This window comes from Christiangramia aquimixticola, assembly GCF_048285835.1.
GTDB lineage: Bacteria > Bacteroidota > Bacteroidia > Flavobacteriales > Flavobacteriaceae > Christiangramia > Christiangramia aquimixticola.
In genome coordinates this window covers 173,626-188,841 of the sequence record NZ_JBLVTL010000002.1, presented here as the reverse complement: position 1 = coordinate 188,841, position 15,216 = coordinate 173,626, and the positions used below count along the sequence as shown (strand labels likewise).

Here is a 15,216-nt window from a genome sequence, read left to right as displayed (position 1 = left end):
TGACTGAAAATCAGTTTTTTTTGTGTTTTTTTTGACACTTTGAGAATTAATCTATTCCCTTTTCGCGCATTTTTTTCATGTTTTTTTCTGAGAGGGTATAATCCTCTAATTTCTTTCCTCTCCATCTTACAACCAGAAAAATAGGCATCAAAATAAAGACAGTAGCAAGAACCGATAATCCTATTATTCGATCTCCTGTTAAAAGGTCTCCGGTCAGCCTAAAATAGAATCCAATGCTAATTGCTATTAGAATTGCCAGTCCCAGTATTTTCATAAATGTTTTCATAACTAAACAGTAACTTCAATTAATTTTTGTCTGTAGGCAGTAAGGAGTTTGGATTTCGAAATAAACCCAATATAACGGCCTTCTTTAACAACAGGTAAATTCCAGGCATTGCTTTCCTGAAATTTTCTCATTATTTCCTTCATTCTATCGGTTTTGATATTGATAACTTCGGGCGCCTGTTGCATGATCTCCCTAACCTTTACTTCCTCATACAATTTTTCATCAAACATAATGGTTCGTATATCATCCAGAAGGATAATTCCCATAAATGTGTGATTTTTATCAATAACCGGAAAAATATTCCGCGACGACTTCATTACCCCGTGATGTATTACATCTCCAAGGTTCATGTCTATCTCCAGTGGAATAAAATTCTTTTCAATAACTCTGGTTATATTCATTAGAGTTAACACCCTATGATCTTTATCGTGCGTTAAAAGATCTCCGCGCTGTGCCAGTTCCATGGTGTACACAGAATGTGGCTGAAATTTGCTGGTGATCAAATAAGATATAGCAGCAGTGATCATAAGCGGAATAAACAATTCGTAACCATGAGTCAATTCAGCAATAAGGAAGATTGCGGTAAGTGGAGCATGAAGCACCCCCGCCATGAGGCCGGCCATTCCCACCAGCGTGAAATTGCTCACGGAGATTCCAGATCTAAAAATGCCAAGGTTGTTGAGTAACAGGGCAAACCCATGACCCATCGCACTTCCCATGAACATTACCGGAGCGAAAATTCCTCCAACCCCGCCGGCGCTTAAGGTTAGGGAGGTGGCCACGATCTTAAACAAAACAAGGCCGGTTAATAATATGATCACCACCCAGATGTTTTCCAGGTAAGCGTTAAAAAGATTGGTGCCAAGGGCTTCTAAATAATTCTCCTGAAGTAAATTATTCACCACGCTGTATCCTTCCCCGTATAGCGGCGGAATAAAGTAAATGATCAAACCCAGTAATATTCCCGAGGTTAATAGCCGAAGTATCCCTGATCTTATTTTTGCCATCAACTTCATCAGTTTAAAATGCACTCGGGTAAAGTAGATGGAACAGCCGGCAGCCAGAATCCCCAATAGAATGTAGTAGGGAACCTCAGAAATTGTAAAAGCATCTTCCAGCTGAAACGGAAGGATAATTTCACTTCCGTAGAAAAAATAGGAAGTCAATACGGCGGAAACTGAAGCTATTAGTAAAGGCAGGAGGGAAGTGAGGGTCAGATCCAGGCTGAAGACCTCAATGGCGAAAATTATGGCCGCCACCGGAGCATTGAAAATTGACGACATCGCACCTGCAGCCGCACAACCAATTAATAACGTACGTGTGGTTTGATTGAGCAGGAAAAGTCGTGACAAATTAGAACCAATGGAAGCTCCCGTGGCCACGGTTGGCGCCTCCAATCCTACTGAACCTCCAAAACCTACGGTAATAGGGGCTGTGATCAATGATGAATACATCTGGAAGCGTTTCATGATCCCTTTTTGCCTGGATATCGCATACAAAGTTGCCGGAATTCCCTGGCTTACCTGTTTTCGCAGAATGAACTTAAAAATCAGGTAAACTATCAGCAGGCCTATTACGGGGAAAATAAAATAGAAAGCCGTGTGGTAATTAATAAAAGTATCGCCTTTAAGCAGGATCTGGATAAAATGCGTGAGGTTCTTAATGGTTACGGCACAAATTCCGGCAATAAAGCCAATAAGCGCACTAATGATCATTAAAAACTGGCGATGTGAAAGGTTTCTGGATTTCCAGTTCAAGAACCTGTGTAACAATGACCTGCTTAAGTTCGCCACCTTCTGTGAATTAGTCTATGAATATAAAAAATCCCGCATTAAGCGGGATATGTTTTTTATAATTTCAAACGAAGATGTAATTCATTAAGTTGTTCTTCATCCAGTTTTGCAGGAGCGTCTATCATGACATCTCTTCCCGAATTATTTTTTGGGAAGGCAATGAAGTCTCTGATGCTTTCCTGTCCGCCCAAAATGGCTACCAGTCGGTCGAAACCAAACGCGATTCCTCCATGTGGAGGTGCTCCGTACTGGAATGCATCCATAAGGAAACCAAATTGTTCTTTAGCTTCTTCTGGAGTAAACCCAAGATATTTGAACATTTGAGACTGAGTCTCCTTATCATGGATTCTTATGGAACCACCACCAATCTCGTTACCATTAAGCACAAGATCGTATGCATTTGCTCTTACTTTTCCAGGTTCGGTTTCCAGTAAAGCAAAATCTTCTTTCTTAGGGCTGGTAAACGGGTGGTGCATGGCGTGATATCTTTGAGTGTCTTCGTCCCATTCCAGTAACGGGAAATCAACAACCCACAATGGAGCGAATTCATCAGCTTTACGCAATCCAAGCTCATTACCTAAATGCATTCTAAGTGCACTAAGCTGGGTTCTTGTTTTATCTGCTTCACCGGCCATCACCAAAATAAGGTCTCCTGGTTTTGCTCCGGTAGCATCTGCCCAGATTTTAAGATCTTCTTCAGCATAGAATTTATCTACTGAAGATTTCAAACTTCCGTCTTCATTATATTTTGCCCAAACAAGTCCGGTTGCACCTACCTGCGGCCTTTTTACCCATGCAATGAGTTTATCGATCTCTTTTCTGGTGAAAGAAGCTGCTCCGGGAACTGCAATACCAACTACAAGTTCCTGCTGGTCGAATACGTTAAATCCTTTATTTTTTGCATGCTCGTCAAGTTCAGCGAATTCCATCCCGAATCGGATATCCGGCTTGTCATTCCCGTACTTTTTCATGGCATCTGCATAAGTCATTCTTGGGAATTCAGCTACCTCAACTCCTTTGATCTCTTTTAGTAAATGCCTGGTAAGTCCTTCAAAAATATTCAGAATATCCTCCTGATCTACAAAGGCCATTTCACAGTCAATCTGGGTGAATTCCGGCTGGCGGTCTGCACGCAGATCCTCATCCCGGAAACATTTCACGATCTGGAAATACTTATCCATTCCCCCAACCATAAGCAACTGCTTAAAAGTTTGAGGCGATTGTGGCAGTGCATAGAACTGCCCTTCATTCATCCTGCTTGGAACAACAAAATCTCTTGCACCTTCTGGCGTGGATTTAATAAGATATGGCGTTTCCACTTCTATAAAACCTTCGTTAGAAAGATAATTTCTAACCTTCATTCCAACCTGATGGCGGAACATCAGTTTATTTTTTACCGGATTTCTACGAATATCCAGGTAACGATATTTCATTCTTAGGTCTTCACCACCATCAGTTTCATCTTCGATAGTGAATGGAGGAGTTTTTGAAGAATTAAGGATCTCAAATTCCTTTACCAGTACTTCGATCTCCCCGGTTGGGATATTTGGATTTTTAGAAACCCTTTCGATCACTTCACCCTTTACCTGAATCACGAATTCACGGGCCAGACTTCCGGCCTGCTCCATAAGTTCTTTGGAAGATCTTTCTTCATCAAATATAAGCTGCGTAAGTCCGTAGCGATCTCTAAGATCAACCCAGATCATAAAACCTTTATTTCTAACCTTCTGAACCCATCCTGAAAGGGTTACTTCATTTCCTATATGACTGGCATTGAGTTCGCCACAAGTATGACTTCTGTACATTTATTCTTCAAATTTGGAATGGGCACAAAAGTAAGAAGTTAAACAGTTTTACTGAACCTTTCAAGCTGAAAAATTAATCTCTTTTAAGGTATTGCTTATATTTTTCGGGAATATGCCCATAATATTTACTTCGGAAAAATTAAAACGGGAATGAATGCCTAAAATAAAAAACCCGGAACATCGTCCCGGGTTTGATAAATACAACCATATTAAAGTTATTCGGCATACTCAGCGACTTCTGTCTCAGACTGAGAATGGTCTTTATCTGAAGTTTTTAAAGAGTGAACCCACATCTTTAATCTCAATGCGATATAAAATAACAATGGAACTATGATCAGGGTTAGGAAAGTAGCAACCAGTAATCCGTAAATTACGGTCCAGGCCAGTGGCCCCCAGAAGATCACGTTATCTCCTCCAAAATATATGTTCGCATCAAACTCACTAAATAAGGTAAAGAAGTCCAGGTTTAAACCAATTGCCAATGGGATCAATCCAAGAATTGTGGTGATGGCGGTTAATAAAACCGGTCTTAAACGTGCCTTTCCGGCTCTTATAATCGTTATAAGAAGTTCGTCTTTAGGAAGAAATTCATCTTTAGGAATGCCAAGACGCAATTTCTTCCTGTCTATAAGCAGCTGCGCATAATCCAGGAGTACCACTCCGTTATTTACCACAATTCCCGCGAGCGAGATAATTCCCATCATGGTCATCATGATCACAAAGGCCGATCCTGTTATTACGATCCCACCAAACACACCAATCAAACTCAAAAATATGGCGATCATGATAATAAGTGGTTTTGAAACAGAATTGAACTGGAATATCAGAATTAGGAATATCAATCCAAGCCCGCTAAAGAACGCTCCCATAAGGAAAGCCTGTTGCTTGTTCTGTTCTTCAATTTGTCCGGTATAATCAATTCTCACGTCATCAGGTACTCCATCATAACTTTGCATTTCGTTTTGGATCTGACTAACGGCAGCACCGGCATCGGTATAACCAGGAGAAAGAGCAGAATATATGGTTACAACCCTTCTGGTATCACGGTGCTTGATGGCACTAAATCCTGATTTATTACTTTTTTTAGTAACTGCTGAAACCGGGATCTCTCTAAGCTGACCTTTGTTATTTCTAAATGTCAGGGTTTGATTAAATAGGGCGCTGTTATCATATCTGCTGTCTTCATTGAACCTGACATAGATATCATAATCTTCTCCGCCTTCTTTGTAAACACCGGCTTTGGTACCAAATATCGAATTTCGTAATTGCTGGCCAACCTGGCCTGCGCTTACACCCAGTTCTCCGGCTTTCGCCCGGTCCACTTCCACGAGCATAGATGGTTTATCCTTATTTACATCGATCTTTAATTCATCGATTGCCGGGATATTTTTACTGTTAATGAACTCACGCATCCTTTCGGCAGTTGCGATAAGCTCGTTATAATCATCACCTTCAAGTTCTATATTGATAGGCGCACCAGCCGGAGGTCCATTTTGATCTTTTTCTACAGAGATCAATACTCCCGGGTAAATGCCCGCCAATGCTTCCTGAACTTTTTGTCTAAGCACTTCACTGTCTTTTCCACGGCGGTATTTATACTCACGCATAGAGGCAGTGATCTTTCCTTTGTGCGGCATTTCTGCAGCAGATCCACCATCGGTTTGAGGGTTTCCTGCACCTTCTCCTACCTGAGATACGGCACTTTCTACCATGAAATTGTAGCCGTCATCCAAATATTCGTCGCTATTCAGAACCTTATAGACTCTTTCTTCAATTTCTTTGGTGATCTTATTGGTCTTTTCAATATCGGTTCCTTCAGGATATTCGATATAAACAATGATCTGGTTTGGTTTGTTATCCGGGAAAAATTCCACTTTGGTACGCTGTGAGGCAAGGGAAGCTCCAAACGCCATAAAGGCCACTACCAGTAAAAGGAAGGTGGCTCCCACAATCCAGTAAGGACGCTTCTTCTTAAATGCTGAAGATAACCTGCGCTCATACCAGTTTTCAAGTTTTACCAGCCAGCTTGTTTGAAATTTATTAGCCAGTTTTCTCAGGAACAATCGGTAAACCCATAGCATGATCGCTGTAAAGATCATTAAAGTTCCAATGGCACGATATTCACCTCCAAAGATGAGGATCAAAGCTCCAATTCCCGCAATTATCGATGAGGTCTTGATTATGACTCTTAAAGGCATGTTTCTGTCTTCTACAGACATGAATTGGGATACCAGCACCGAGTTAAAAAATATGGCTACAAATAATGAGGAGCCGAGTACTACCGAGAGTGTTATGGGGAAGTAAATCATGAACTGTCCCATTAATCCGGGCCATAATCCAAGCGGAATAAATGCAGCTACGGTGGTAGCGGTAGAGATGATAATTGGGAATGCGATCTCTCCAATCCCTTCCTTTGCAGCTTCAAATCTCGTCATGCCTTCTTCATCCATAAGTCGGTAAACATTTTCCACAACCACAATACCATTATCCACCAGCATTCCCAGACCCATGATCAATCCAAAAAGGATCATGGTGTTCATGGTATATCCAAGCTGATTAAGAATCATAAGGGACATGAACATGGACATAGGGATGGCAAAACCAACAAAAAGGGCGTTCTTAAATCCTAAAAAGAACATTAATACCGTTACCACGAGGATAATTCCAAAAATGATATTATTCACAAGATCGTCAACCTGACCAATGGTTTTGGAGGACTGATCGTTTGTGATGGAAATATCCAGATTGGAAGGAAAAACATCTGCCTTTGCCTTTTCAACGATCTCGTCAATCTTTTCGGCAGCGGCCACCATGTTCTTTCCAGATCGCTTTTTTACATCAAGCATTACCACCTGGTGTCCAAACTCACGGGCATAAGTAGTCTTGTCTTTTGCTTTGAAAGTTATATTGGCGATATCCTTTAAATAAACATTATCCCCATCTTCAGATTTCACCACAAAATTCTCCAGCTCTTCGGGACTGTCAATTTCTCCAAGGATCCTGATGGTTCTTCTCTGGCCGCTGGCGATGTAATTACCGGCAGACATGGTCATGTTTCCATTCCCAATGGCACTGGTAATATCATTGAAACTAACTGAAGAGGCCATCATTTTATAAATGTCTACCGCTACTTCAATTTCTTTATCCTGAGCTCCACGGATATCTACTTTTTTGATCTCCGGTAAATTCTCAATTTCGTCCTGAAGATATTCTCCAAACTCCTTTAACTTCATGACCGGGTAATCACCGGAAATGTTGATGTTAAGAATAGGCATTTCTTCAGAAAGGCTTAACTCAAATACATTGGGTTCTACTTTGGCACCATTGAAAGTAGGCCAGTCTTCCCCCGAAGTTTCTGAATCTATCTCGTCCTTAACCTTTTGTTTAGCAAGTTCTACTGAGATATCTTCATCAAACTCCAAAACGATCATGGAATAATCCTCCTGCGAGGTTGAGGTAACCTCTACCAGATTGCTAACCGTTTTTAACTTGTCTTCAAGCGGATTGGTTATAAGTTTCTCAATATCTTCGGCTGTATTCCCGGGATAAAGAGAGCTTACATAAATTTTGGTTTCCTTCACCTCAGGAAAACTTTCCCGCGGCATGCTGAAATAGGCGGAGATCCCAAAAAATAATATAAGGGCCATCATCACATAGATGGTAGTCTTGTTCTTAATAGCCCAGGAAGAAAGAGGAAATTCTTTCTCTAAGTGTGTTTTCTTTTTAGACATAACTTATTAGTTATTCATTATTTTCACGGTTTGACCTTCTTTAACGCTACGGGCACCTTCCTGAATTATTAGATCTCCTTCTTTCAGGCCTTCCAGTACTTCTATCTTGTCACCTTCAGATCTTCCGGTCTCTATGATCACTCTTTTGGCTACTCCGGTATCCGCCTCGATCTCATCAATTATATAAAGATATTGTTCCCCATCTGCATTTTCAGAAATGATGTTTTGAGGTACGAGTAAGGCTTCCTTATTATTATAGTCGTTGATCTTTACTCTGGCGGTAAGATTCGGTTTAATATTCTTCGTTTTATTTGGAATAGCGATCTCGGCATCAAAAGTCCGGTTGTTAGGATTTATATAATTTCCGGTTTGTTTGATCTTAGTTTCCACGGTCTCTCCAAGTACTGGAAAAGTTACCAGTACAGATTTTCCTTCGGTTACATTCCCAATATAATTTTCTGGAATATCAGTCTTAATATACATATCGTCAAGATTAACCAGACGCAGAATTGGTGTTTGTCCCGGTGAAACCACGTTCCCCTGTTCTGTAATAATATCGTCCACAATTCCTGAAAAAGGAGCTGAAATCACAGATTTGGATACCTGACTTTTCATTTGCTTTACAGCATTCACCTGTCCATCATAATTTGATTTTGCCTGAAGGAACTGGATTTCACTTCCAATTTGCTGTTCCCATAAACGCTTTTGACGTTCAAAAGTAGTTTTGGCAAGATCAAGCTGAATCTCCATTTGAGCAAGCTGCTGGCTTAACCCACCATCATCAATTCTTGCCAGTGTTTGTCCTTTGGAAACTTTTTGTCCTTCTTCCACATAAACTCTTTGGAGTACACCACCCATTTCTGCATTAAGCACCACATTCTTTCTGGTTTGAACACTTCCCTGAACCTCCAGATAATGATCAAAATTCTCAGATTTTAGGGTATAAGCGGTAACCAGGGGAATGTTTCTTTCCGGGTTGATCTCCTTAATTTTTGCGTCAAGCTTTTTAATATCAGCCTCAAGGGTAGCAACCTGTCCGGTAAGCTCATCTCTTTTGGTTTGAAGCGTTTCCAGATCGTTGCTTTCAAGAACCGCCTCGGTAGAATTCTTTTTCTCGTTTCCACAGCCGGTTAGCAAAAGACTGAGGGTTAGGATATAAAGTATATTTTTCATTGTATGGGAATTAATTTTCTAGTTATTGGGTGAATAGGTTCTGGTGTCAAGCAAATTTTCAAGTTCCACTTTAGAAGTGATTACCTGAAGCATGGATTCCAAATAGTTTTGCTGAGCAGTATACAGTTGTCTCTGAGCTTCGCTTAATTCAAAACTACTAGCGATCCCTTCAAAAAATTTGATCTGATTTTTATTCTCTATACGTTGAGCCAGTTCCAGATTTTTTACTGCATTCTGGTAATTCTCTAAACTGAATTCATACTCGATCTTAGCCGAGTTGATTTTGCGTTTGATCTCATTTTCTGTGCGCTCAAGATCAAGAAGTGCCTGTTCATATTCCAGTTTACGTTGCTGAGTTTTAGCGCTTCTACTTCCGCTACTAAATATTGGAATGTTCAAACTTACTCCAAGAATGGATTGCCCAAAGTATTCCTGTTCACTATCGAGAAAGGTGAATTCATCACTATAAGCCTGGTAACCATAATTCACAAATCCGCTAAGGGTTGGAAGGGCTTTGGCTTTTTGAAGTTTTACCTGAATGTCGGCAGATTCTGCCCGGTTCTTGGCAATTCTATAATCAATATTTTCTTCTACCGGAATTTCTTGAGCCAGTAACGAAAGATCGAAATATTTCATGGCCAGTTCGTCCAGATCATTGGTAAGCATCACCTTGCTTTCTACCGGGATGCCCAGGCTTATTTTAAGCATGTCGTAAGCGATACTTTTCATTCGTTTACTTCTGGAAAGATTGTTTTCCAGATTTAAAAGAGTGATCTCCAATTGCTCCACGTCTTCCTGCTCGGTTAGCCCGTTTTCAAAGATCTTTTTAGTGTCATCGTAATTTTTACGAAGGTTCGTAGTGTTCTTTTGAAGGATCTCTACACTTTCTTCAGCCAGAAGTACATTTCCATAGGCATGGATGATCGCTTTTTTGATCTCCAGATCTGTTTTGGTCTTGGCATTTTTAGAAATTTGAAGCAGCGTTTTTACAGATTGTATCCCTACTATATAAGATCCATCAAAAATTAGCTGTCGCCAGGTTGCTGTGGCATTCATGCTTTGTTTGGTTCCAAATGTTACCGGAATAAAACCTTCAGGACTGTTCACCGGTTCGTTATTACGATTAACATTATCGAAGTATTTTTCAACAACATCTACTGTGCTCTGAGTGTTATCAAAAGCAGCGGCCGGTAATAAAGTTACAGGTTGCTTCAGGAAATTCTGGTAATCTACATTGGCTCCAATCTGCGGAAGTCCCTGAGCTATGATTTCCCATTTTTGTTGCAAGGCGATCTGAATGTCCTTTTCAGCAATTTTTGACTGATAATTGTTCTCAAGTCCAAATTCTATGGCTTCCATTAAAGAAAGGCTATAGGTTTTCAAACTGTCTTGCTGGGCAAATAAACCTGTAGTTAAAGCAAGGAACAGGAGTAATAAGGACGTTTTTTTACTTCTCATGTGATGTGATTAATTCTTCAAGTATTTTAATTCCTTTCGTGGTACAAATTGCACGAAGGTGGTATTCTAAAAAATATTCCATTAAACGCGGATGGTCGTATTCCTCAATAGGAAAAAGGTCTGTGTCTTTTATTCCCATCATCCCCACAAAATGGATTCGGCTTATAAAATCAAGAGGAATATCCTTGCGATAGTATCCATCTTCAATCCCGCGGTTTAAATTATCGATCATGCAATTTTGCAAGAGTTCAAACTGCTTGCCCTTTAAACTTTCATAAGCCTTTGGGTAATATTTTTGAAGCTGATAATGCGGAGAGGTTTTTTCTCCTTTTAAATGCTGAACCACGAAATGCTTGATGTCATAATTCTCTTTTATTGGATTCTGCTTCTTTTCCCTAATGGAGTCAATCCCGCAGCTAATATTATCCAGAACATGAAAACCGGTAGCAGCTACAAGTTTGTTCTTGGTAGAAAAATGGGTATAAATCGTTTTTTTCGAAATTCCCAGAGTTTCTGCAATATCATCCATGGTCACACTTTTAAATCCATAAGTGAGAAACATATCAGCAGCAGTACTTAAAATTTTATCGCGCACCCTATCATTATAATTTTGGCAAAAGTACAACAGGAAACTCTAAAAACAATTAAAGTTTCCAAAGTTTACTGTTATTTAACATCTGGATAAAATTTGAATTATTGCTTAATATGGTATTTTAGCACAAAAATTTGCACCCATGCTTTCCATTTCTGAATATAGAGAGGCCATAATTGAATATCTTCATGAGAAGATAAAAGTAAAGGAGCCGGCAAACTTATATGAACCTATGGTTTATATTCTGGAACAGGGCGGGAAGAGATTAAGACCTGTTTTGGTTCTAATGGCTACAGAAATTTTTGATTGTGATTACCGCAAAGCTTTGGACGCAGCTCTGGCAATTGAAGTATTCCATAACTTCTCACTTGTTCATGATGATATTATGGATGATGCGCCTATTAGGAGAGGTAGAGAAACCGTACACGAAAAATGGGATATCAATACCGGAATTCTTTCCGGGGATGCAATGCTGATAAATGCCTATCAGTTATTTGAAACTTATGAAGGGGATACCTTTAAAGAGTTGTCAAGTCTGTTTACCAGAACCGCTATTCAGGTTTGTGAAGGTCAGCAGTACGATATCGATTTTGAAACCAGAGATGATGTAACCATTGAAGATTATCTCCTGATGATCGAATATAAAACTGCGGTTTTAGTTGGAGCATCCCTGCAAATGGGAGCTATCGTGGCTCAAACTTCCGCAACCTGTAAAGAGGCGATTTATCAATATGGGAATTTACTGGGAATAGCTTTCCAGTTACAGGATGATTATCTCGATGCCTTTGGAGATCCCGAAACTTTTGGTAAACAGCCCGGTGGAGATATTATTGAAAATAAAAAAACCTTCCTTTATTTAAAGACACTGGAACTTGCAGATGCGCATGAAGCTCAGCAACTGGAACATTTGTATAGTATAAACCCGGTACATAATTCAGGAAAAATAGAAGCGGTAAAAGCTTTATTTGAAAGTAGCGGAGCTGCCGATCTTACCAGAAAAGAAATTCAAAAGTATACTTCTATGGCTTTTGATGTTCTCGATAAAATTGATCTTCCCGAAGAAAAAAAGGAGCCGCTTAGAAGCTTTGGAGAAATGTTAATGGAAAGGCAGGTTTAACCTTACAGATTTTAAAATATCCTCTTTTTTCTAAACCATTCATTTTGAGGCAGTGTTAAAATTCCTATAACTCAATAGAGAATTATCATAATCGCTACAAGCTGTTTTTTTTAAAAATTGTATTTTTGCTATGTTTTTAAAAACAAAAGAAACAGTTGTTTCAATTTTATGGAAAAATTTTCATTTCTAAATGCTGCTCATACTGCATATTTCGCAGAACTTTACGATCAATATCTAAAATACCCTGATAGTGTGGAACCCAGTTGGAGGGCCTTCTTCCAGGGATTTGATTTTGGGATGCAACAAGATGGCGTCTCAGAAAATGTATTGGAAGAAGCTCCTGTAGATTTTGCAGAAGGGGAGATACCGTCACATGTAGTTAAAGAATTTCAGGTTATTCGTCTTATCGATGGATATCGCACCAGAGGTCATTTATTTACCAAAACCAATCCGGTAAGAGAACGTAGAAAATATGTTCCAACTCTGGATATTTCCAATTTTGGTCTTGATAAAAGCGATCTGGAAACCAAATTTAATGCAGGGGAAATCCTTGGGATTGGACCTACATCATTAAAGGAGATCATTCAGCATCTCGAAAAGGTATATTGCGAATCTATCGGGATCGAGTATATGTATATTCGTAAGCCTGAAGAGATTGAATGGATTCAAAATAAGCTGAACATCAACGACAATCAGCCAAGTTTTGATGAGTCCCAGAAAAAGCAGATCCTTAAAAAACTGAACGAAGCGGTTTCTTTTGAAACCTTTTTACATACCAAATATGTAGGGCAAAAACGATTTTCTCTGGAAGGTGGTGAAAGCCTTATCCCTGCTCTTGATGCGCTTATTGAAAAAGCAGCCGAGTTTGGAGTGGAGGATTTTGTAATGGGAATGGCCCACAGAGGTAGATTGAATACCCTTACCAACATTTTTGGGAAAAATGCTAAAGACATTTTTAGCGAATTTGATGGTAAAGATTACGAACAGGACATTTTTGACGGTGATGTAAAATATCACCTTGGATGGACTTCCTGCCGCACGACAGACAGTGGGAAAGAAATTAATATAAATATTGCTCCAAACCCTTCTCACCTTGAAACCGTTGGTGCTGTGGTAGAAGGTATTTCGAGAGCAAAAATGGATAGACGCTATAATGGCGACAATTCCAAGATACTTCCAATACTTGTTCATGGAGATGCGGCAATTGCCGGCCAGGGACTTGTATATGAGATCGTACAAATGGCTCAGTTGGAAGGATACCAAACCGGAGGTACTATCCATATAGTAGTGAACAACCAGATAGGATTTACTACCAACTATCTTGATGCAAGAAGTTCAACTTATTGTACAGATGTTGGAAAAGTGACCCTTTCACCGGTTTTACACGTGAATGCAGATGATGCTGAAGCGGTGGTTCACTCCATATTATTCGCTCTGGATTTCAGAATGAAATTTAAGAGAGATGTATTTATCGACCTGCTTGGATATAGAAAGTATGGTCATAACGAAGGTGATGAACCAAGATTTACTCAGCCTAAACTTTATAAAGCGATCGCTAAGCATGAAAATCCGCGGGATATTTATGCTGAAAAGCTGAAGAAGAACGGTGTTATAGACGATAATTACCTTAAAAAGCTGGAAGAAGATTATAAATCCCTGCTGGAAGAAAAGCTGGTAGATTCCAGAAAAGAAGAAACTACCCGCATCACTCCGTTTATGCAGGATGAGTGGGATGGTTTTGAAAACGTTCAGGAAGATGTGATGATGGAGAATGTGGATACCACATTCGATATGGATAAGCTTGATAAAGTAGCTGAAGCTGTTTCTCAATTACCTGAGGGTAAAAAATTCATGAGAAAGATCAAGAAGATCATCGACGGGAGAAAGAAAATGTACTTCGAAGATAACAAGCTGGACTGGTCTATGGCAGAGCACCTTGCTTATGGATCTTTGATGACTGAAGGTTATGATGTTCGAATTAGCGGTCAGGATGTGGAGCGTGGAACTTTCTCGCACCGTCACGCCGTTGTAAAAGTAGAAGACAGTGAAGAAGAGATCATTCTTCATAATAATATAGAGGAGAGAAAGGGAGATTTCTTTATTTATAACTCTCTGTTATCTGAATATGGAGTAGTGGGATTTGATTATGGTTATGCCATGGCAAGTCCAACCACTTTAACCATCTGGGAAGCTCAGTTTGGAGATTTCGTGAACGGAGCACAGATCATGATAGACCAGTATATTTCTGCTGCAGAAGATAAGTGGAAATTGCAGAATGGTCTGGTAATGTTATTGCCTCACGGGTATGAAGGTCAGGGAGCAGAACACTCTTCAGGTAGAATGGAGCGTTTCCTTCAGCTTTGTGCTAAGGATAATATGTATGTGGCTGATGTTTCTACACCGGCAAACATGTTCCATATTCTTAGAAGACAAATGAAAGCAGGCTTCCGTAAGCCACTTATCATTTTTACTCCTAAAAGTTTACTGCGTCATCCAAAGGTGATCTCTACCAAAGAAGAATTTGCCAATGGAAGTTTCCAGCCGGTTATAGATGATCCGGATGCGAACGCAGATAAGGTGACAAGTCTGGTATTCTGTACCGGAAAGTTCTATTACGACCTTTTAAAATTCAAGGAAGATAACGAAAGGGAAGATGTAGCTTTGGTGAGAATCGAGCAATTATTCCCGTTACCAGGTACCATCATGAAAGAAATGATGGAAAAATATAAAAATGCTGAAGATGTGGTATGGGCACAGGAAGAGCCTCGTAATATGGGAGCTTATGCTCATATGTTGCTGCATTTCCCGGAGTCCAGAAACTTTAGGGTTTGTAGCCGTAAATTCTATGGTGCGCCTGCAGCCGGTAGTTCTGTACGTTTCAAAAAACGTCACGAACGTGTTATCAACAGTGTTTTTGATAAGGATTTAAAACAAGAAGAAAATAATTAAGAATAATTTCCTGAATAAGGAGACTAAATAAATATAATCATGGCCTTAGAAATGAAAGTTCCTTCACCCGGGGAGTCCATCACTGAAGTTGAAATAGCACAGTGGCTGGTAGAAGACGGGGATTACGTAGAAAAAGATCAGGCAATTGCTGAAGTGGATAGTGATAAAGCTACTCTTGAACTTCCGGCAGAAGCCAGTGGTATTGTAACCCTGAAGGCTGAGGAAGGTGATGTGGTAGAAGTAGGTCAGGTAGTGTGTCTTATAGATACAGATGCTGAAAAACCAGGTGGTGGATCTGATGATAAACCAGCT

10 protein-coding genes are annotated in these 15,216 nt (G+C 39.9%); 3 read left to right on the top strand and 7 right to left on the bottom strand.

Annotation, left to right across the window (positions count from 1 at the left end; all coding sequences use genetic code 11):
• Positions 1-46 precede the first annotated feature (46 nt).
• The 7 genes from ACNKXV_RS04445 to ACNKXV_RS04415 all read right to left on the bottom strand — a co-directional run bounded on the left by ACNKXV_RS04445 (position 47) and on the right by ACNKXV_RS04415 (position 10,841).
• Positions 47-274, bottom strand: coding sequence for a hypothetical protein (locus ACNKXV_RS04445; RefSeq protein WP_417906496.1), 228 nt, complete (start codon positions 272-274; stop codon positions 47-49).
• Positions 275-288: 14 nt separating this feature from the next.
• Entirely contained in the window at positions 289-2,001 is a 1,713-nt protein-coding gene (locus tag ACNKXV_RS04440; RefSeq protein ID WP_417906495.1) for a chloride channel protein, read from the bottom strand.
• A 134-nt stretch (positions 2,002-2,135) separates the two neighbouring features.
• The gene (gene aspS / locus ACNKXV_RS04435; RefSeq protein ID WP_417906494.1) at positions 2,136-3,884 is read right to left on the bottom strand and encodes an aspartate--tRNA ligase; all 1,749 of its coding nucleotides are present in this window, start codon (positions 3,882-3,884) and stop codon (positions 2,136-2,138) included.
• A gap of 215 nt (positions 3,885-4,099) precedes the next feature.
• On the bottom strand, positions 4,100-7,615 hold the full coding sequence (locus ACNKXV_RS04430) for an efflux RND transporter permease subunit (RefSeq protein ID WP_417906493.1): 3,516 nt from the start codon (positions 7,613-7,615) through the stop codon (positions 4,100-4,102).
• A gap of 6 nt (positions 7,616-7,621) precedes the next feature.
• Positions 7,622-8,788 carry an efflux RND transporter periplasmic adaptor subunit gene (locus tag ACNKXV_RS04425; protein ID WP_417906492.1) on the bottom strand — a complete coding sequence of 389 codons (1,167 nt, stop codon included), beginning with the start codon at positions 8,786-8,788 and terminating at the stop codon, positions 7,622-7,624.
• 18 nt (positions 8,789-8,806) lie between these two features.
• Positions 8,807-10,246, bottom strand: coding sequence for a TolC family protein (locus ACNKXV_RS04420; RefSeq protein ID WP_417906491.1), 1,440 nt, complete (start codon positions 10,244-10,246; stop codon positions 8,807-8,809).
• Entirely contained in the window at positions 10,236-10,841 is a 606-nt protein-coding gene (locus ACNKXV_RS04415; RefSeq protein ID WP_417906490.1) for a TetR/AcrR family transcriptional regulator, read from the bottom strand. The genes ACNKXV_RS04420 and ACNKXV_RS04415 overlap by 11 nt, the downstream gene beginning before the upstream one ends.
• Before the next feature lie 139 nt (positions 10,842-10,980).
• On the opposite strand from ACNKXV_RS04415, the gene ACNKXV_RS04410 reads away from it, so the two are divergent.
• The 3 genes from ACNKXV_RS04410 to ACNKXV_RS04400 all read left to right on the top strand — a co-directional run.
• Positions 10,981-11,955 carry a polyprenyl synthetase family protein gene (locus tag ACNKXV_RS04410; protein ID WP_417906489.1) on the top strand — a complete coding sequence of 325 codons (975 nt, stop codon included), beginning with the start codon at positions 10,981-10,983 and terminating at the stop codon, positions 11,953-11,955.
• A gap of 168 nt (positions 11,956-12,123) precedes the next feature.
• On the top strand, positions 12,124-14,904 hold the full coding sequence (locus tag ACNKXV_RS04405; protein ID WP_417906488.1) for a 2-oxoglutarate dehydrogenase E1 component: 2,781 nt from the start codon (positions 12,124-12,126) through the stop codon (positions 14,902-14,904).
• A 39-nt stretch (positions 14,905-14,943) separates the two neighbouring features.
• Positions 14,944-15,216 (top strand): biotin/lipoyl-containing protein (locus tag ACNKXV_RS04400; RefSeq protein WP_417906487.1); only part of this gene is annotated, 273 nt, incomplete at its 3' end.

Bases quoted from the DNA above. Each gene is read 5' to 3' on its own strand.
- ACNKXV_RS04440 (WP_417906495.1), bottom strand. From the start codon at position 2,001: ATGATCATTAGTGCGCTTATTGGCTTTATTGCCGGAATTTGTGCCGTA.
- aspS (WP_417906494.1), bottom strand. From the start codon at position 3,884: ATGTACAGAAGTCATACTTGTGGCGAACTCAATGCCAGTCATATAGGA.
- ACNKXV_RS04445 (WP_417906496.1), bottom strand. From the start codon at position 274: ATGAAAATACTGGGACTGGCAATTCTAATAGCAATTAGCATTGGATTC.
- ACNKXV_RS04430 (WP_417906493.1), bottom strand. From the start codon at position 7,615: ATGTCTAAAAAGAAAACACACTTAGAGAAAGAATTTCCTCTTTCTTCC.
- ACNKXV_RS04425 (WP_417906492.1), bottom strand. From the start codon at position 8,788: ATGAAAAATATACTTTATATCCTAACCCTCAGTCTTTTGCTAACCGGC.
- ACNKXV_RS04405 (WP_417906488.1), top strand. From the start codon at position 12,124: ATGGAAAAATTTTCATTTCTAAATGCTGCTCATACTGCATATTTCGCA.
- ACNKXV_RS04420 (WP_417906491.1), bottom strand. From the start codon at position 10,246: ATGAGAAGTAAAAAAACGTCCTTATTACTCCTGTTCCTTGCTTTAACT.
- ACNKXV_RS04410 (WP_417906489.1), top strand. From the start codon at position 10,981: ATGCTTTCCATTTCTGAATATAGAGAGGCCATAATTGAATATCTTCAT.